This is a genomic window from Bradyrhizobium sp. 159, from assembly GCF_023073795.1.
Taxonomy (GTDB): domain Bacteria; phylum Pseudomonadota; class Alphaproteobacteria; order Rhizobiales; family Xanthobacteraceae; genus Bradyrhizobium.
Window position 1 is genome coordinate 54,380 of record NZ_JADPKE010000093.1, and the last position, 18,016, is coordinate 72,395.

The 18,016-nt window shown below is 63.0% G+C and carries 16 protein-coding genes; 4 read left to right on the plus strand and 12 right to left on the minus strand.

The window, feature by feature from the left end; genetic code table 11:
• Positions 1 to 61: 61 nt before the first annotated feature.
• The 6 genes from IVA96_RS29595 to IVA96_RS29620 all read right to left on the minus strand — a co-directional run bounded on the left by IVA96_RS29595 (position 62) and on the right by IVA96_RS29620 (position 5,240).
• The gene (locus tag IVA96_RS29595) at positions 62 to 832 is read right to left on the minus strand and encodes an alpha/beta hydrolase (protein WP_247420839.1); all 771 of its coding nucleotides are present in this window, start codon (positions 830 to 832) and stop codon (positions 62 to 64) included.
• A 198-nt stretch (positions 833 to 1,030) separates the two neighbouring features.
• Entirely contained in the window at positions 1,031 to 2,317 is a 1,287-nt protein-coding gene (locus IVA96_RS29600; RefSeq protein ID WP_247420842.1) for a DUF445 domain-containing protein, read from the minus strand.
• Between the two features lie 202 nt (positions 2,318 to 2,519).
• Complete coding sequence (locus IVA96_RS29605; protein WP_247420845.1) at positions 2,520 to 2,975, minus strand: phasin; 456 nt, start codon at positions 2,973 to 2,975, stop codon at positions 2,520 to 2,522.
• Between the two features lie 212 nt (positions 2,976 to 3,187).
• Positions 3,188 to 3,781, minus strand: coding sequence for a GNAT family N-acetyltransferase (locus IVA96_RS29610; protein WP_247420848.1), 594 nt, complete (start codon positions 3,779 to 3,781; stop codon positions 3,188 to 3,190).
• The gene (locus tag IVA96_RS29615) at positions 3,778 to 4,860 is read right to left on the minus strand and encodes an alpha/beta fold hydrolase (protein ID WP_247420850.1); all 1,083 of its coding nucleotides are present in this window, start codon (positions 4,858 to 4,860) and stop codon (positions 3,778 to 3,780) included. The genes IVA96_RS29610 and IVA96_RS29615 overlap by 4 nt, the downstream gene beginning before the upstream one ends.
• Positions 4,857 to 5,240 (minus strand): hypothetical protein, encoded by a 384-nt coding sequence (locus IVA96_RS29620; protein ID WP_247279828.1) that lies wholly within the window; start codon positions 5,238 to 5,240, stop codon positions 4,857 to 4,859. The genes IVA96_RS29615 and IVA96_RS29620 overlap by 4 nt, the downstream gene beginning before the upstream one ends.
• A gap of 164 nt (positions 5,241 to 5,404) precedes the next feature.
• Here IVA96_RS29620 and IVA96_RS29625 point away from each other — a divergent pair, with 164 nt between their 5' ends.
• Entirely contained in the window at positions 5,405 to 6,319 is a 915-nt protein-coding gene (locus IVA96_RS29625) for an alpha/beta hydrolase (protein WP_247420853.1), read from the plus strand.
• Here IVA96_RS29625 and IVA96_RS29630 read toward each other — a convergent pair.
• The 6 genes from IVA96_RS29630 to IVA96_RS29655 all read right to left on the minus strand — a co-directional run bounded on the left by IVA96_RS29630 (position 6,316) and on the right by IVA96_RS29655 (position 14,043).
• Positions 6,316 to 6,990 (minus strand): spermidine synthase, encoded by a 675-nt coding sequence (locus IVA96_RS29630; protein WP_247279830.1) that lies wholly within the window; start codon positions 6,988 to 6,990, stop codon positions 6,316 to 6,318. The genes IVA96_RS29625 and IVA96_RS29630 overlap by 4 nt on opposite strands.
• A 30-nt stretch (positions 6,991 to 7,020) precedes the next feature.
• A complete protein-coding gene (locus IVA96_RS29635) occupies positions 7,021 to 10,257 on the minus strand; it encodes a cytochrome P450 (protein ID WP_247420856.1) in 3,237 nt (1,078 codons plus the stop codon).
• A 123-nt stretch (positions 10,258 to 10,380) separates the two neighbouring features.
• Complete coding sequence (locus tag IVA96_RS29640; RefSeq protein ID WP_247420858.1) at positions 10,381 to 11,376, minus strand: alpha/beta hydrolase; 996 nt, start codon at positions 11,374 to 11,376, stop codon at positions 10,381 to 10,383.
• 10 nt (positions 11,377 to 11,386) lie between these two features.
• Entirely contained in the window at positions 11,387 to 12,937 is a 1,551-nt protein-coding gene (locus IVA96_RS29645; RefSeq protein ID WP_247420861.1) for a wax ester/triacylglycerol synthase family O-acyltransferase, read from the minus strand.
• A 48-nt stretch (positions 12,938 to 12,985) separates the two neighbouring features.
• Positions 12,986 to 13,786 carry an alpha/beta hydrolase gene (locus tag IVA96_RS29650; RefSeq protein WP_247420864.1) on the minus strand — a complete coding sequence of 267 codons (801 nt, stop codon included), beginning with the start codon at positions 13,784 to 13,786 and terminating at the stop codon, positions 12,986 to 12,988.
• A complete protein-coding gene (locus IVA96_RS29655; protein WP_091891548.1) occupies positions 13,786 to 14,043 on the minus strand; it encodes a DUF6489 family protein in 258 nt (85 codons plus the stop codon). The genes IVA96_RS29650 and IVA96_RS29655 overlap by 1 nt, the downstream gene beginning before the upstream one ends.
• 304 nt (positions 14,044 to 14,347) lie before the next feature.
• Between IVA96_RS29655 and IVA96_RS29660 the strand changes: the two genes are divergently transcribed.
• From IVA96_RS29660 to IVA96_RS29670, 3 genes are all read left to right on the plus strand, one after another.
• Positions 14,348 to 15,943 carry an ABC transporter substrate-binding protein gene (locus IVA96_RS29660; RefSeq protein WP_247420866.1) on the plus strand — a complete coding sequence of 532 codons (1,596 nt, stop codon included), beginning with the start codon at positions 14,348 to 14,350 and terminating at the stop codon, positions 15,941 to 15,943.
• A gap of 104 nt (positions 15,944 to 16,047) precedes the next feature.
• Entirely contained in the window at positions 16,048 to 17,028 is a 981-nt protein-coding gene (locus tag IVA96_RS29665; protein ID WP_247420867.1) for an ABC transporter permease, read from the plus strand.
• 10 nt (positions 17,029 to 17,038) lie between these two features.
• The gene (locus IVA96_RS29670; RefSeq protein ID WP_247279838.1) at positions 17,039 to 18,010 is read left to right on the plus strand and encodes an ABC transporter permease; all 972 of its coding nucleotides are present in this window, start codon (positions 17,039 to 17,041) and stop codon (positions 18,008 to 18,010) included.
• Positions 18,011 to 18,016 lie beyond the last annotated feature (6 nt).

Sequence of the window (18,016 nt, forward strand, 5' to 3'; positions counted from 1 at the left end):
ATGGAGGGGAACCACGCCGTTGCTCCTCTCCCGTTTCGTTCTTACGGGCAGAGGCGAAGCATCACCGATGCGGATCGGGATAGGCCAGGCTGCGCCAGCCGCTGCGGTCGAACGGCTGCCACTGGCCTTCCGTCTGTGCGAGGCGATCGGCGACCGCGTAGACCACGGCGGGATGGTGTCCCATGCCGCAATGGCTGCTTTCGACCTCGATGCTCTCGGTCTGCGCTCCCGATTTCTCCATGCAGCCCTGCCAGGCGCAGACACCATCGGTGCGGCTGAAGATGGCGGTGGTCGGCACCGGCGGCGGGACGGCGAGCTCGCCGCCGAAGTGCGGATCGACCTCGTCGGCCTTCCGCCCGCTCGCCCATTCATAGACGCGCCAGGCGTTGGTCGAACGCGGATTGCCGGCAAAGGGGCTGCCGAGCGTAATCACCTGGCGCACGCGCTCCGGCATCATCTTGGCGAGCTGGCGTGCATAGAGGCCGCCGAGGCTCCAGCCGATCAGGCTGATCTTGCGGCCATGCGCGTCGCTGAGTTCCTGGACCAGATCGACCATCGCTTGCTGGACGCCGGGACGCAGGCCGTAGTTGCGACCCTGGCCCCAGCCGCTCACCGCATAGCCCTTGCTGGTCAGAAACGCGCGTAGCGCGCGCGTGGAGGAATCGGAGGCCACGAGGCCTGGCAGCACCAGCACCGGATGCCCGTCACCGCGCGGCGCGAGGCTCAAGAGCGGCAGCGCGCCGAGGAAGGCGCCGAACTCGTGGATCGCGCGCCCCTCCAGCAACATCAGGGAGCGGGACGGCGGACGCAGCGTCTGGGCAGTTGCGGTCATCAATGTTCCCTTGGGAAGAATTCCTGGAAAGCCCGGCTGCGTTGCCGGAAAACGGGCATGGATTCCAACACGCCGGCCTCTTGAACGTTCCGCAGCGCAACATGAATCAGCTAGGCGGCGGGTTCCCGACATTCAAGCGGGAGAGGCGCAAGGCGACAATAGGCTCAGGCGTTAATGCTAACGGCCGTGACGCAAAAGTCACAACAATCGGAGCAGGAATTCGACGGAGTAGAGTACAAGTCCGGCCAGGCCGCCGATCAGCGAGCCGTTGAAGCGGATGTATTGCAAGTCGCGCCCGATGTTGATTTCGATCAGAGAAATCAACTGCGTCATATTCCACGCCTTGACCTGGTCGGAGATGAAAGTCGAGACGCCGCCCTTCTGATCGGCGACGAAGCTGCGCAGCACGGTCACTAGGCCCTTGTTGATCTCGCCGCGCAACTCGGCATCGCCCGCGAGCGCTTCGCCTGCGGCAACGAACATGCCGGCGAGATGATGCTGGAGCACCTGCGTCTCGCCGCTGGCGCTGCGCTCGATGAAGGAGCGCGTGTTGGCCCAAACGGTGCGGGCGAGTTGGGCAAGCTCGGGGCGCGCCAGCAGATCGCGCTTCAGCCCGGCGATACGGTCGATATAGGCCTGGTCGGTGCCGAGCCTCTCGACGAAGGTCAGCACCATGCGGTCGAATTCACCGCGAAACGGATGCTTGGGATCGCTGCGCACTTCATTGAAGAAGGCGGTGGCGGATGCGACGATCTTGTTCACCAGAAACTTGTCGGCGCGGTAGAGCCTGAGCAGGGTCGGCAATTCCGCGCGCACCTTCTCGCGGATCATCGCCATCGTCTCCTTCTGATTCAGCGTCTCGTGCATCACGCGCAGGAGATCGTCGAACAGAATCTGGTGCCGTCCCTCAGCTATGAAGCCGCGCAGCGTGCCGGCCGCGAGCGGCGCAAGGTCGATCGCCTGGAGCTGCGATGACATGCGGCGGATGATGAACGTCATCAGGCCCGAGCTTTCCGTCGCTGAGAACGCCTCCGGCAGCAGACGCAGCGCAAAGCGCGCAAGATCGTCGCTGCGCTTGCGATCACGCAGCCAGTCGGCAACGAAGGAGCCGAAATCGATTTCCTTCAGCTTGGCCTCGACGGGTCCCGCCTCGAGGAAATGCACCTGGATGAACTCGCCGAGCTTGTCGGCGATGCGGGCCTGGTTGCTCTGGATGATCGCGGTATGCGGGATCGGCAGGCCGAGCGGCCGCTTGAACAGCGCAACCACGGCATACCAATCGGCGAGCCCGCCGATGGTCGCGGCTTCCGCGAAGGCCGCGACGAAGCCGAACACGGGATGCACGTTCAGCAGGATCTTCGCGACGATGAAGAGCGCAAGCGTCGCGGCCAGAACCAACGTCGCGAGCGCTTTCACGCGGCGCAGCTCGGCCGCACGTTTGGCGTCACCAGGGGTGTCGAAGGAGAAGGCGGCGGGTGGAGTCATCACTGCATCACAGTACTCGTCATTGCGAGCCAAGCGAAGCAATCCAGTCTGCTTCCGTGGAAAGACTCTGGATTTGGTTCGCTGAGCCTGTCATGGGGCCGCGCTTTGCGCGGGCCCGGTGGCTCGCAGTGACGGTGGCGCAAAAAAACAAAGGCCCGCCGAAGCGGGCCTCAAAATCAGTTTCTCGTCTCAAGGCGCCGTATCACGCGGTCTTGTTGTAGACCTTGGCGAAATTGTCCTGAGCGGACTTCGCACCGTTGGCGGCGAGCTTGCCGAAATAGTCGGCAGTCGCCTTGGCTCGCGAGACGAACACTTCACCGCGGGCGCGGAGCAGGCTCGACTGGATCTCGACGGCCTCGCTGATCGACTTGGCGGACGCGAGCTTGTCGATGCCCGAGAAGAACGCCTCGGCGTCCTCATAGATCGCCTGCTGAATGTTGCGGCTGATCTTGCCGGCCTCGGCGACGGATTCTGTCACCGCGTTCTCGACAGCGGCGGTCACCCGCTCGGAGCCGGCGAAAGCTTCGGCAGCACGGTCTTTGGCGGTGTTGGCAGTCTTCTTGACGAACTCGCGGGCGGCCTCAGGAACTTCCAGATTCTGGATGTTCTTGAAAGCGTCCTTGAAGGCCTCGAAGGCGGTGTTGGTTTCGGTGGTCATGGGGTTCTCTCCATCCTCATTGCTCTGAGCTATGGCTCACCCCGTCCGCATGGCCCGGGGCACGACATATATGGCATGGACTATTGTGCGATGCAATAATCTTATTGCACTGCGGTATCACGGAATCGTGAACAGCCTCCCAAAAGGGCACCGCGAGCTTTTGTCGGCGGCCGTCCCGAACGAATTAGGTCCGTTTCGGCCCGATCTTCGTCTTAATGCTGGACCGCGCCTGGCAATCCATAGGCCTCCATCTGGGCCTGAACCTGCGCGATATTGTGCCCGAGCACGACGATGTCGTGGGTCTTGCCATCGACGTCCCGGACATGATCGCGCAGCAGAGCCTCGGCCTTGAAGCCGAGGCTTTCGAACAAGGCAATCGCCGCCTGTTGGTCGACCGTCATCTGCACCGAGAGCTTTTCCAGGCCAGCTCCGAGCGCAAGTGCAAAGGTCTCCTGCGAGAGCGCCTTCCCGACACCCTGCCCGCGTACGTCGGACGAGACCACCATGCGGATCTCACCGACATGAGGCGACCAGGAATGCGGATCGCGCACCAGCGTGCCGCAGCCGACGACCTTGCCGTCCCTCACCGCGAGCAGGCTCGTGATCGCGCCGCGCTCGATCTCCTTGACCCAGGCGGAGAGCACCTTCGGCTGGCTGATATTGCGCGGCAGGAACAACAGATCATGGGACGGAAGACCTTGGCCGAAGGCCAGCACCGCGGCTTCGTCTCCAGGCGACATCAGGCGGATTTCGATATCACCGGCATCGGTCTTGAGGTGACGCGGATAGGAACGCTGCTCATTCATGTCGATCTCTTTCCCAGCCAGGAGTCCAGTTTCGGCCACAGCCGCTTCACCGCATTGGCACCGGCCACGAGGGAGACGTGGCCGCCCTTCAACATCACTTCTTCCTTGTCCTCGGAGCCGATCTTTGCGATCAGGTGCTTTGCGGCGTCATAAGGCACGATGTGGTCATGCTCGGCGACCGCATGCAGGATCGGCACCTTGATGTTCTCCAGCTTCGCCGCGCGGCCGCCGACCGACATGCTGTCATTGAACAGCTTGTTGTCCCACATCAGATCCTTGGTGATGGTGCGGAAATATTCACCCGCCAGCGGCAGCGTGTCGGTCGCCCAACGGTCGAACATGCGGTAAGACTTGACGAACTCGTCGTTCCAGATGTTCTCCCAAAGTTGGATCTGGCTCACCGTGCGCGAGGCCGGGCGCAACATCTCGAACGAGGACAGGATCATCTCCGGCGGCACGTTGCCGACGCTATCGACAAGATGGTCGACGTCGAAATAGCGGCGATCGGAGAAGTTCGAGAACAGCTTCATCTCGCGGAAGTCGATCGGCGTAGTGAAGCAGATCAGATTCTTCATCGGCCCGTCCTTGTGGATCGAGCCGTAGAGCAGCGACAGCACGCCGCCGAAGCAATAGCCGATGACGGAAACGTCCTGCTCGCCGGAATCGGCTTGCACACGGCGGACGCAATCCGGAATGAAGTCGAGGACATAGTCCTCCATCCGCAGGCTCTTCTCCTCCGGCCGCGGCGCGCTCCAATCGAGCATGTAGACGTCATAGCCGCGCCTCAAGAGGAACTCGATGAAGCTCTGGCCAGGGACGAGGTCGAGAATGTAGCCACGGTTGGTGGTGGCCATCACGATCAGCACCGGCACGCGGTAGATCTCGTCCGACATTGGCCGGTAGTGATAGAGGCTCATCGTGCCGCGCGAATGCAGCACGTCCTTCGGTGTCGATCCGAGCGTGGGGCCGGAGGTCGAGAAATATTCGACGCCCTTAATGCTGCGTTGGATTGCGCGCTGCACCTCGGTCTGGATGCGCTCCGGGATATATGCGAAATCAAGTCCCGTCGGCGCGTTCATGTCCGCTCTCCGTTTTCAGAGGGCGGGCGCTTCGTCCGCGGCGGCCGTGGGGCGCCGGCGCCGCCTTGCGAGATTCCGGAATTTGCCGCCATCTGGCTCAGCATCGACCTCATCTCGCCGATCTGGGCTTCGATGGACTGGAGCCGTTCCGCAAGGCCCATGACCTGCTGCCGGCTCGCCAGGTTCATTGCGACGAGATACTTCTCCATGAGTTCACCGAGCTGCTTCTGAGCACCTGCAGCAACTCCTCCCGCGCGGTTCATCGCCTGTGAGAATTCGGGCGACGACATGGCTTCGTTGGCGAAGGAGTTGAACCCCTTCTCCATCTCGCCCATCATCTTCTGCCACATGGCGACAGGGTCGTTGAGCTTGTCGGTCATCGGCGTCCTCCTGATCTCGAGAGCTTCGATGCCCTTCTTTTGGGCCATACCACACCCTTGCGAGGGGCCGGTCAACCGGCGAGCGGTCCGGTGCCGCCCACACGGCTTCTTTGCCGCGGGAAACCGTGCAATACAGCATTGGTCAGCAGCAAGGGATAGCGACCGTGAACGTCCATCAGCCGCCCCAGACCGTCCGCGCCAACGGGATCGACATCTGCTACGAAATCTTCGGCAACGACAATGCCGAACCGCTGCTGCTGATCATGGGGCTCGGGGCGCAGATGATCCATTGGGATGATGCATTCTGCGAGCAGCTTGCCGCGCGCGGCTTTCGCGTGATCCGCTTCGACAACCGCGACATAGGCAAGTCGAGCCATCTGACCGGCGGCAAGCGGCTGACGCCGCTCGAGCTGCTGAAGCTACGCTTCCTCAGGATTCCGGTTGCCGCAACCTACAAGCTGATCGACATGGCGAAGGACACGGTCGGGCTGATGGATGCGCTCGGCATCAAGTCGGCGCATCTGGTCGGGGCCTCCATGGGCGGCATGATCGCCCAGGAGGTGACGCTATCATTCCCCGAGCGCGTACGCTCGCTGACCTCGATCATGTCGACGACGGGCAATCCGCGCGTGCCGCCGCCGACACGCGAGGCCGCCGCAATGCTGATGGCGCCGCCGCCACGCAGCAAGGAGGAATTTATGGTCCGCTTCGGCCAGACATGGAAGATCTTGCGCGGCGGGTCTTTTCCGGAAGAGGAAGCGCTCGACCCTGAACGCGCCGAGCGCGTGTTCGCACGCGGACTCAATCCGGCCGGCGTCGGCCGGCAGCTCCGCGCCGTGCTCGCCTCGGGCAGCCGCAAGGAACGGCTGCATGGGGTGAAGACGCCGACGCTCGTCATTCACGGCACCGTCGATCCCCTGGTCCATCCCGAAGGCGGCAAGGACACGGCAGCGTCAATTCCCGGCGCCAAGCTGTTGATGATCGAAGGCATGGGCCACGCGCTGCCGATGCGCTTCTGGCCCGAGATCATCGGCGCCATCGACGACCACGCGCATGGCGCGGCGGCGCAAGCCGCCTAGCCCTTCCTCGCGATCCAGATCACGTGGCGCGCGCCGCCGCCTCTGCCGGTGGCGCGGACGTTGATTTCGTTGACGTCGAAGCCGGCGCTCGCAATGCGCTTGGTGAAGGCCGGGTTGGGCCCTGACGACCAGACAGCGAGCACGCCGCCTGGCCGTAGCGCCGTCTTAGCCGCCATCAAACCGTCCGCATTGTAGAGCGCGTCGTTATCCTTTCGTGTCAGCCCTTCCGGCCCGTTGTCGACGTCGAGGAGAATGGCGTCGAAGGCGGAGCGCTGCGCCCGAATGATTTCGCCAACGTCGGTCTCCCGGATGCTCACCCTGGGATCGTCGAGGCTGTCGCCGAAGACCGACGCCATCGGGCCGCGTGCCCAGGCCACCACCGCAGGCACAAGTTCGGAGACCACGATCCTCGCCTTGCCTCCGAGCACGGCAAGCGCCGCGCGCAGCGTAAAACCCATGCCGAGGCCGCCGATGAGGACGACGGGCTTTGCGACGTTCTCGATCTGCTTTGCCGCCAGCGTTGCAAGCGCGGCCTCCGAGCCCGACAAGCGGCTGTTCATCAGCTCGTTGCTGCCGAGCTTGATGGAGAACTCCTTGCCGCGCCGCATCAGGCGGAGCTCACCGTCGGAACCGGGGATTTGCGCGGTGTCGATCTTTTCCCAGGGAATCATGCCTGACGTTTAGCACGATCGGGCCCGTGGTCACCCACCCGCCCAAACGTCCAGCACATAGCGGTTGCTCGCGCCCATCTCCTCGATCCAGCGTGCACTGGCCGCGGCATCGCTACCGCTCTTTTCGCGGTGCATCGCGACAAGGGCTGCCTTCACATCGGGCTCCATCTTGCTGCCGTCGCCGCAGACATAGATGATGGCGCCTTGCTCGATCAGCGACCAGACCTTGTCCTTCCGCGCGGCCAGGAGATGCTGCACATAGGTCTTCGGGCCATCGGCACGCGAGAACGCGGTGAAAAGCTCGGTGATGCCGCTTGCCGCCAGCGCCTTCAGCTCGTCTGCGTAGAGAAAATCCTGATCGGGATGGCGGCAGCCGAAGAATAGCATCGCCGGACCAAGAGCAGTCCCCTTCGCCCTGCGCGCAGCGCGCTCCTGAAGGAACCCGCGGAACGGGGCAAGTCCCGTGCCCGGTCCGATCATGATGATCGGCACGGATGACTCGTCGGGGAGGCGGAAGCCGGCCTTGGTCTCACGCACGATGGCGTAGATCGTATCACCCGCTCGCCGGTTCGCCAGGTAATTGGAGCAGATGCCCTTGTAGGTGCCGCGCCCGGAAGCGGCCGGCCCTTCGACCACCCCGACGGTGATGCTGCACCGCGCCCGGTCGACCGACGGGGAGGACGAGATCGAGTAATAGCGCGGCGCGAGCAGCGAGAGCATTTCGAGATAGACGTGGAACGGCAATTCGCAGGCCGGATATTCGAGCAGCAGGTCGAACACCGATTTGCGTCTGGCCAAGATCTCGGTGCGGTAGAGCTCGAGTGGCTCAGCCTCCTCCCCGACAAACGCCAGCAGCTTTGGTTTCGTCACCGGGCAGCGCGTGTGCTCCGCCATGATCTGGATCTGCTTCCGTGTCGCGACCTGCTGCAGCTCGACGAACTCACTGAGCAGACGGCCGACCGACACGGCCTCGCCGACGGGCAATTGCGCCCGGCGGCCTTCGGCGACCTGAAGCCGGATCTGATCGGCTGGCAGGAAGCCGAAGCGGCGGGCGACCGAATCTACCAGTGTCGGGTCGTTGCGCGGGACCACGCTCAAATGATCGCCGACCCGATAGGTGATGTTGGACGGCAGTTGCACCTCGATATGGCGCGTCGAACGCTCCGACGGATTGGGCCCGCTTCTGTTCTGAAGCTCTTCATTGACCAGAACCTTCATCGCGACAGCACCGCCCTGGGCCACGATAGTGTTGACGGCGGTCACCGCCACCGGCTCGATTGCATAGAGCGGATCGTCCTCCGGGGTGCGGGTGAAATTCCAGTCGATGCCGAATTCCTTGGTCGCGACCTGGGCAGCCGCCGGAAACCATTTCTGGAATTGGCCGTCGAGATCGCTTCGCGCATCGCCCTCGCCGCGCGGATAGACGGCGCGCGCGCCATGTGCCGACAATTGCTCGTCGATGAAGCGCGGCACCGACTGATATGTCGCTGCCCAATCGCTGTTGCCGCAGCCGAACACGGCGTAGCGCACATTGGCAAAGGCGTCCTTCGGCAAATCGCTGCCGAGCCATTTGACGAACTGCGTCGCATTGTCAGGCGGTGCGCCGTTGTAGGAGGCGCAGATGATCAGTACGCCTCCTTCCTGCGGCAGCTTGCCGACGTAATCGTCGAGCGGGCCGAGACGCACGGCAAAGCCGTTGATTTCCGCGAGGTCGGCCATGCGCGTCGCGAGCTCCTCGGCGGTGCCGAGATTGGAGCCGTAGAGCACCAGCATCGGCGTGTTGTGGCCGGGCCGGGCGGCCGGCTGACGCGGTCCCTTGGGTGCCGAAGCCACTGCCACGACTGGTCCGCCAAAGGCACCGCGCTCGCGATCGGCGCGCGGGCGAACCTTGATCTTGAAACCCTCCGGCTTGATCGTCAGCGTTTCCTTCAGGTGCATCTGATAGCGCTGGTGATCGATCAGCTTGAAGCGCTGGAGGATCATCCCGAGCGCAAGCGCAGCCTCGTGCATGGCAAAGCCCCGGCCGATGCAAGCCCGTTGGCCGTTGCCGAACGGCTTCCAGGCATTGATCGGCCGTTTGGCTTCCGCCTCGCGGCTGAAATTCTCGGGATCGAAGATATCAGGGTTCGGTCCCCAGACTGAGGGATCGCGATGCAGCGCCGTCACCAGGATGGTGGTGAACGTGCCCTTCCTGAGCTTGTACTTGCCGCCGCCGATGGTCTCATCGTTGAGGGGCGAGATACCATAGGCTGGCGCCGGCGGCCACAGCCGCAGCGCCTCCTTCAGGATCTGCGTGATGTAGGTGAGCTGCGTCACCTGCTGATAGGTCGGCTTCGCATCGACGTCGGGACCGAAGACGCGGTCGACCTCGTCATAGGCCTTCTTGAGGATGTCCGGATGCTTGAGCAGTGCATAGAGCGTGTAGGACAACAGGCCGCTGGTGGTCTCGTGGCCCGCGATCAGGAAGGTGTTGATCTGGTAGCGAATGTTGACGTCATCGAGCTGCTCGCCGGTCGCGCGGTCGATGCCGGTCATCATCGCGGCCAGCATGTCCTTCTTGTCGTCGATCTCGTCCGCACTCTTGCGTCGTTCTGCAATGATCTCGTCGACCATCTTGTTCATGAAGGCGACGTCTTCGGCCAAGGTCTTGCGCCGCTTCTGCATCCAAAGCTGCTCGAAGGGCAGGCCACGCGTCATCATGATGGTTTCGAGCGAGCGCACCAGCGACTCGACGAACGGGTGGTAATCGCGGCGGTAGAACGAGTTGAAGCGGTAATCGAAGCCGCACAGGCCGATTGTGTCCAGCGTCAATGCAGTCATGTCGTGGACGACGTCGATCTCGTCGTCGGCGTTGAGCCGCTCCCATTTGTGGACGAGCTGCTCGGCGATGTCGACCATGCTCGGGTGATACGACTGCATGGCCCGGTTGCCGAACGGCTGGAGCAGGATGTTGTGGGCCTTGCTCCAGTTCGGCTCCTTGGTATCGGCCGTGAACAAGCCGTCGCCACCGACCGCACGCACACGCCGCAGCGCACCGCGCACCGTCTTGTCGAAGCGCTTTTCGTCAGAGAGCTCGTCGACGAGGTCGTGGCCGGAGACGACCACGATCGGCGAGCCCATCATGTCGAGCCAGAAGATCGGACCCAGCTCTTTTGCGAGCCGCGTCAGGTGCTGCACGGGGGCGGCCGAGTCCAGCGACAGCATGTTGCCGACCACCGGCTTGGTCGGCGGATGCGGGATCGGGTCCAGTCGGTTCTTGGATGACATCAGAAGTGCTTCCCCCTGCCTCAGGCGTCGATCTCGTCATTGCGAGGAGCGAAGCGACGAAGCAATCCAGACTGCCTCCGCGGGCACATTCCTGGATTGCTTCGCTGCGCTCGCAATAACGGCCTAGCCGAACCGCCTTCTACGCCATTCGATCAGCTTGGCACTGACCTCTTCCGGCTTCTCCTGCTGCGTCCAATGGCCGCTGTCCTTAACGAGATACTTCTCGAGATCGGGAATCAGCTTGTCCATGCCATCAGCGGAGGATGGCGGCAACACCGCGTCGTTCTCGGCCATGATCATCAGCGACGGCACGCGGACCGTATGATCGAGCCCTTCGGAGCGCGCCCAGTTGCGCGACATGTTGCGGTACCAGTTGATGCCGCCGGTAAAACCCGTTTTGGTGAAGGCATCGACGAAGACTTTCTTCTCTTCCGGCGACAGGATCGGCGTACGCGGATCGTGCCTCGCATCATAGCCGGCAATCATCTGCGGAAATGCCAGATTGAGCCGCGGCGAAGCGCCGACACCGGCAACCACCTCCTCCGGCGGGGTGTCGGCCGGGCGCGGCACCGGCTTACGCATGAACGCATCGAAAGTCTGTTCGACACGGCTGCCGAAAATCCTGTCCGGCTCGCGCGCCGGATCCTGGAATTGAACGATGTACATCTTGTCGCCGAAGCGTGCGCGCAACAGCTCGATCGGATCGGCCCAGGCGCGATTGGTGTGGGGCGTGTTGATGCCGACTACCCCGGCGACCCGGTCGATGTGCCGCAACGGCATCTGCCAGACGATGAAGCCGCCCCAATCGTGACCGACGAAGATCGCCTTATCGATCTGCAGATGATCAAGCAGTCCGACGAGATCGCCGGTCAGGTGCTCAATGTCGTAGGCCTCGACCGGCCCGGGCCGGTCGGTCGCACCGTAGCCGCGCTGGTCGGGCGCGATCACGCGGATGCCGGCCTCGCTCAGTGCCTTGATCTGGTGGCGCCAGGAAAAGGCGAGCTCGGGCCAGCCGTGGCACAGCACGACCGGCGGCTTGTCGTCTGCCGGGCCAGCCTCGTAATAGCCCATGCGGATTCCGTTCGTCGTCGCGAACTTGAGCGGCGGCATTTCAATCATCGCGAACTCCTTATTCCGCAGCGCGCTTGATGTCGGCCGCGGGCGGCGCATAGGCCGCCTCCAGTGCGGCGAACTCTTCCGGCAGCATGTCGCACATCACCTGCACATGCGGAATGATGTTGGCGCCGACGATGAAGCCGAAATCGAGCTGGTCCCGATAGCTCTGCACGGTGATGTTGAGCGCCTGCCCATGCGTCGAGATCGAGACCGGAAAAATGTGCAGAAGCTCGGCCCCTGCAGCATAGAGCGTCTGCCGCGGTCCCGGGACGTTGGACACCGTGATATTGGCGGCCGGCGGCAGCACGTCGGACAGGTTGGAGCGGCCGTAGAGCAGCGCCAGGATCTGCACCATGATCGGGGCACCCAGCATCGAGATGTTGGAGACCTGCGGCATCAGCGCCCGCAGCGGATGCGACATCTCTTTGGACTTGGCCGATTGCGCGATGATGGCTTCCAGCCGCGCCTTTGGATTGTCGATGTTGGTTGCGATCGAGCAGATCATGCCGAACACCTGGTTATTGGCCTCGGTGTTGCCCTCCTCGCGCAGCGAGATCGGCACCGCCGCAGTCAGCGATTTCGCCGGCAGCGTGCCATATTGCTGAAGATAACGGCGGACCACGCCGGAGGCGAGCGCCAGCACGACGTCATTGAGCTTGCCGCCGGCCTGCTTGGCCAGCGCCTTGGCCCGCGACAACGAGATCGATACGCCGGCGAAGCTCCGCTCCGACGAGATGGTCTTGTTGAGCATGGTCGGCGGCGACACCATGCTGGCGAGGCTCTCGCGCGATTTCGGATCTGCGACCTTACCGAGCACGTCGGAGACGCTCTTGAGCACCGTCGGGATGTTGCCGGCAAACCGCACCGCGCTCTCGATCTGGTACATCGCATTGTCGAACAGGATCGAGCCGATGTCGCTCTTGCCGGTACGCGGCAATTGCAGGTTCTTCGCGGCCGCCGACGCGTCGAGCGGCTGGCTGAAAAGCTGTTGATAGGAATCGAGCAGGTTGGCCGCGATATCGCGCGGCTCCTGTCCGGGCTTGGATCCAGCCGTCGGCGGATCGACCTTCCGCGGGATCGGCGAGATGTCATAGATCATGTTGGTCAAGGCTGCACCGGCGCCCCCGTCGATGGCGGCATGATGCATCTTGGAATAAAGGCCGACCTCGTTGTCCTTCATGCCCTCGAACACGTAGAACTCCCAGAGCGGACGGGCCCGGTTCAGGAGCTTGGCATGCATCCAGCCGACGATGCGTTCGAGCGTGGCGCGGTCGCGCGGCTGCGGCAGGCTGGCCCGGAAAATGTGACGATCGATGTCGAACTGATCGTCCTCGACCCAGGAGGGATGATCGATGTCGAGCGGCGCCTTCTCCAGCCGCGCCTTCAGGATCGGCGCGATGTGCAGGCGCGAGACGATCATGGCCTTGAAGTCTTCGAAGAAGTCGCCCTTGTAGTCGTCGGGCAGGCGAAAGATTGCCATGCTTCCGACATGCATCGGCATTTCCGGCGTTTCCAGATAGAGAAACGACGCGTCCAGCGACGACAGCTTCTTCCCGTCAGCCATAATTCCCTCCCGCAAGACTAGACGGGCGCCTTTGGTCGGCGCTTCTCGTCAGGCCGATACTGCCTGTTCCGCCGGGGCATATGCAATGGCAAACGGCCCGGCCCGGTCAAATGGCCGGAATTCCCCCTCCGATTGCGCCAGGCGGTCCGCCACGGCCCATAGCGCCGCGGGATTGACCCCGAGCCCGATATGGCTCGCCAGGTGCACCTCGATGTTCTCGGCACGGGCAGAGGGACGGAGCAGACAGGTCCGCCAGTTCACGACGCCGTCGGCACGCGAATAGATCGAGCTCGTGGGCACCGGCAGATCGCCGGCGAGCGCCTCGCGCTGTTCGGCAAAATCCTCGACCCGCTCGCCGGACAGCGCCTCGTACAGCCGCGTGGCGTTGGTCGCCCGTACGTCGTTGGCAAAAGGGCTGCCGAGCGTGACGACATAGCGGACCATCTCCGGCGCCTGAAGTGCGAGATCGCGGGCATAGACGCCGCCGAGGCTCCATCCGATCAGGCTGACCTTGCGACGCGACGCGGCGTGGATCTCGGCCAAGCGCATGCGCAGCGAATCCCGCATCCGCCCGAGCCCGCCGAGATTGCGGCCCATCCGCCAGGCATGTGCCTCATAACCGAGCTCGCTGAGATAGCGTCGCATCGGTGCCATCGAGAGATCGCTGGCGAGGAAGCCCGGCAGCGCCAGCACCGGATGGCCGTCGCCCCTGGGCGCGCGCATCAGCAGCGGTGACAGCAGCAGGCTCGCATTGAATTCGAGCAGACCCCGAGCCTCGGCAAGTAGCAGCCCGATACCCGGCGGACGAAGCCGGCCGGAATCCCGCGTCCCGTCCGGCCCTGATGACACTATTTCTTCTTGTCGCTGCTGCGCGTGCCGCCGAGGCCTGCCATCGCGACGAACATGTCCTGAAACCGTTCGGCGAGCTTGGGATCGTATGTAAACCAACTCTGCACCAACGATTCAGGCGAGACCTTGTCGATGTTGCTCAGGACCTGCTGCTGCAGCTTGTCCATCACCGCCGTCTGCATCGGCGACACGTCGGGCAGTCCAAAGAATTGGCGGGCCTCGAGGGGAGTGCAGTCGATTTCGATATTAACCTTCATGTCCCCTCCGGATGAGATTCGAGCGGCCTGCCGGCAGTATCGCCGCGAGTTGTGGTGCGACGCAAGCGCCTGATGCCGGCGCGACATGTCCCGACCCGCAACGGCCGAATATGGTCAACCAAGTCCAAAGTCGTAAGCCGCCCAAGCCAGGCGGCACGATCAGCATTGCTGCACAGCGGTGCAACTTGGCGCGTTCCTTGCTGGAATGGCGCTTGCACGGGTCGAGAACTCTGGGCAACATGGATTGATCGGCCGGCCGAACAAATCAAAAATCACCGGCACGGCAGTGTGGAGAGGGTCAAGAATGTCAGTAGGTCGAAGTCTGTTTGTGGCGATGCTCGCCGGTATGGCTGCGTTCTCGGTCTCGCCGGCGTCGAGCCAGACACTACGCTATGCCAACCAGGGCGACCTGAAGTCGCTCGATCCCTATACCCTCAACGAGAGCACCACTCACGCCCATCTCGGCCACGTCTATCAGGGCCTCACCGCGCGCGACAAGGACCTCAAGATCATTCCGGCGCTGGCGGAAAGCTGGGAGACGCCGGAGCCGACCCGCTGGCGCTTCCACCTGCGCAAGGGCGTGAAATTCCATAACGGCGATCCGTTCACCGCCGACGACGTGCTGTTCTCCGCCGATCGCGTCCGCAAGAAGGGGTCCAATATGCAGACCCGCCTTGCACCCGACGTCAAGGTCGTCAAGGTTGACGACTACACCGTCGATTTCGTCCTGCCCTCGCCCAATCCCATCCTGCATTCGTCGTGGGATGTCTGGTATATCATGGACAAGAAATGGGCCGAGGAGAACAACGTCGTCGATCCGACGCCGGTGGCGGCGACCACGCCTAGCTACGCCTCGCTCCACGAGAACGGCACCGGCCCCTTCATCATCGAAAGCCATCAGCCCGGCGTGAAGACGGTGTTCAAGGCCAACCCCAATTACTGGGGCAAGATGGATGGTAACCTGAAGGAGATCACCTTCACTCCGATCGCCTCCGACGCCACCCGCGTTGCCGCGCTGCTCTCGGGCGAAGTCGACGTCATCGAGCCGGTGCCGATCCAGGACATCTCCCGCGTCGATTCCAGCCCGAATGCCCAGGTGCTGAAAGGGCCGGAACTGCGCACCATCTTCATCGGCTTCGATCAGACCCGCGACGAGTTGCTCTACTCCAACATCAAGGGCAAGAATCCGTTCAAGGACGTCCGCGTCCGCGAAGCCTTCTACAAGGCTATCGACATCGAGCTGATCAAGACGCGCGTGATGCGCGGGCTGTCGACGCCGTCAGCTCTGATGATTGCGCCGGAACTGTTCGCGCTGTCCAAGGAGTTCACGCGGCCGAAATTCGACCCCGATGGCGCCAAGAAGCTCCTGACCGAGGCCGGTTACCCCGATGGCTTCGAGGTCACCATGGATTGCCCGAACGATCGTTACGTCAACGATGCGGCGATCTGCCAGGCCGTCGTCGGCATGCTCGCCCGTATCGGCGTCAAGATCAATCTCCTGGCCCAGCCGAAGGCGCAATACTTCGCCAAGGTGCTCAAGCAAGGCGGCTACCAGACCTCGTTCTACCTCTTGGGCTGGACGCCGAGCACGATGGATTCCCACAACGTGCTCTACGACATCATGGGCTGCCGGGACGATGCGAAATCCTCGCGCGGCGAAGCCAATCTCGGCGGCTATTGCAACAAGGAGTTCGACGCCATCACCGACAAGGTGCTGGTTGAAACCGACACCGCCAAGCGCAACCAGCTGATCAAGCAAGCCTACGAAATCGCCAACAAGGACTGGGCGTACATCCCGCTGCACCAGCAGGCGCTGGCCTGGGGCGTATCGAAAAAGGTCAACCTGCCGCAGCGCGCCGACAATCTCGTCATGTTCCACTGGGCGACCAAGAAGGAATAACCTCCGTTGAACACAAGGTCCCGGCAGCATCAGGCCTCCGGGACCTTTCCTTTTCCGGCTGACAAAGGCGTCGGCCAGACACACACTCAAGGACAGTGGAAGGCATGCTCGCTTTCACTCTTCGCCGCGCCGTTCAGGCCATCGGCGTCATGTTCGCCGTCGGCATCATCGCCTTCTCGATGTTCCGTTTCGCCGGCGACCCCGTCAACCAGATCGTCTCGATCGACACGTCGGCGGCCGAACGCGAAGCCGTGCGCAAGTCGCTCGGCCTCGATGATCCCGTGCCAGTGCAGTTCGTGCGCTATTTCGCCGATGCCGCGCAATTCAAGTTCGGCGTGTCCTATCAGTTCCGCCAGCCGGTCTCGACGCTGTTGATGGAGCGCATGCCCGCGACGCTGGAGCTTGCGATCTGCGCGACCGTCTTTGCAATGGTGCTCGGCATCCTGATGGGCGTCTACTCGGCGCTCAAGCGCGACACCGTGCTCGCCAAGTTATTCCAGGGGGTTTCGCTGATCGGCATCTCGCTGCCGACTTTCCTGATCGGTATTCTTCTGATCTATCTGTTCGCGGTGACATTGGGCTGGCTGCCCTCCTTCGGCCGCGGCGAGGTGGTCAAGCTCGGCTGGTGGACTACGGGCCTGCTCACGCTTTCGGGCCTGAAGGCGCTGATCATGCCCGCGATCACCCTCGGCCTATTCCAGATGACCCTGATCATGCGGCTGGTGCGCGCGGAGATGCTGGAAGTGCTGCGAACCGACTATATCCGCTTCGCCCGTGCCCGCGGGCTGACCACCCATGCCATCCATTTCGGCCACGCGCTGAAGAACACGCTCATCCCCGTCATCACGGTGGCGGGATTGCAGTTTGGCTCGGTTATTGCATTTTCGATCATCACCGAAACCGTGTTCCAATGGCCGGGCATGGGACTTCTGTTCGTGCAGGCCGTGCAAAACGTCGATATCCCGATCATGGCCGCCTACCTGCTGATGGTCTCGCTGATCTTCGTCACCATCAATCTGGTGGTCGATATCCTCTACACCGTGGTCGATCCGCGTCTACGCGCGACGGTCGGCCGCGCCACGTAAGGCAGCCTGTATGTCCGACGCAGTCGTCTCCAATTCCAATGGGCAGAGCACGCAGCCAGCGCAAACGGCCCGCGGCTGGCTCAGCCGCACGCTCGACAGTGATATCTTCTATTCGTTTCGGCGCTCCAAGCTCACCATGGTAGCGGCGGCCATCACGGTCTTGTTCTTCCTGCTTGCGATCTTTGCATCCGCGCTCGCGGTGCAGAACCCGTTCGATCCGGCACAACTGCAATTGATGAATTCGCGTATTTCACCGCTGTGGACCGCCGACGGCCAGAGCCCGTTCCTGCTCGGCACTGACGAGCAGGGCCGCGACGTGTTCTCCGCCATTCTCTACGGCATGCGCATCTCGCTCGCCGTGGGTGTGGCCGGCGTGATCTTCGCCGGTGCGCTCGGTATCGCGCTCGGCCTGATCGCCGGCTATTTCGGCGGTGCAGTCGATGGCGTGATCATGCGCATCGCCGACGTGCAGCTCACCTTCCCCGCCATCCTGATCGCGCTGCTGGTCAATGGCGTCGCCAAATCGATCCTTGGCAACCGGCTGGATGCCACCAGCATGCTGGTCGTGCTGGTGATCTCGATCGGCCTCAGTTTCTGGGTGGGTTACGCCCGGACCGTGCGCGGTTCCGTGATGGTCGAGAAGAACAAGGACTACGTCGCCGCCGCGCAGCTGATCGGTCTGCCCGCACCGAAGATCATGCTGCGGCATGTGCTGCCGAACACGATGGGCCCGATCCTGGTGATCGCCACGATCAATCTCGCTCTTGCGATCATCACCGAGGCGACGCTGTCCTTCCTCGGCGTCGGGCTGCCCGACACCATGCCCTCGCTCGGCACGCTGATCCGGATCGGCAACAACTACCTGTTCGCCGGCGAATGGTGGATCGTCGCCTTCCCGGGGCTTGCGCTGGCAGCGCTGATCCTCTCGATCAACCTGCTCGGCGACTGGCTGCGCGACGCGCTCAACCCGAAGCTCAGATGAGTACGC

Coding starts and splice junctions, on each gene's coding strand:
- IVA96_RS29610 (WP_247420848.1), bottom strand. CDS start 3,781: ATGAATGAGCAGCGTTCCTATCCGCGTCACCTCAAGACCGATGCCGGT.
- IVA96_RS29660 (WP_247420866.1), top strand. CDS start 14,348: ATGTCAGTAGGTCGAAGTCTGTTTGTGGCGATGCTCGCCGGTATGGCT.
- IVA96_RS29655 (WP_091891548.1), bottom strand. CDS start 14,043: ATGAAGGTTAATATCGAAATCGACTGCACTCCCCTCGAGGCCCGCCAA.
- IVA96_RS29620 (WP_247279828.1), bottom strand. CDS start 5,240: ATGACCGACAAGCTCAACGACCCTGTCGCCATGTGGCAGAAGATGATG.
- IVA96_RS29645 (WP_247420861.1), bottom strand. CDS start 12,937: ATGGCTGACGGGAAGAAGCTGTCGTCGCTGGACGCGTCGTTTCTCTAT.
- IVA96_RS29595 (WP_247420839.1), bottom strand. CDS start 832: ATGACCGCAACTGCCCAGACGCTGCGTCCGCCGTCCCGCTCCCTGATG.
- IVA96_RS29670 (WP_247279838.1), top strand. CDS start 17,039: ATGTCCGACGCAGTCGTCTCCAATTCCAATGGGCAGAGCACGCAGCCA.
- IVA96_RS29605 (WP_247420845.1), bottom strand. CDS start 2,975: ATGACCACCGAAACCAACACCGCCTTCGAGGCCTTCAAGGACGCTTTC.
- IVA96_RS29630 (WP_247279830.1), bottom strand. CDS start 6,990: ATGATTCCCTGGGAAAAGATCGACACCGCGCAAATCCCCGGTTCCGAC.
- IVA96_RS29640 (WP_247420858.1), bottom strand. CDS start 11,376: ATGATTGAAATGCCGCCGCTCAAGTTCGCGACGACGAACGGAATCCGC.
- IVA96_RS29665 (WP_247420867.1), top strand. CDS start 16,048: ATGCTCGCTTTCACTCTTCGCCGCGCCGTTCAGGCCATCGGCGTCATG.
- IVA96_RS29600 (WP_247420842.1), bottom strand. CDS start 2,317: ATGACTCCACCCGCCGCCTTCTCCTTCGACACCCCTGGTGACGCCAAA.
- IVA96_RS29615 (WP_247420850.1), bottom strand. CDS start 4,860: ATGAACGCGCCGACGGGACTTGATTTCGCATATATCCCGGAGCGCATC.
- IVA96_RS29635 (WP_247420856.1), bottom strand. CDS start 10,257: ATGTCATCCAAGAACCGACTGGACCCGATCCCGCATCCGCCGACCAAG.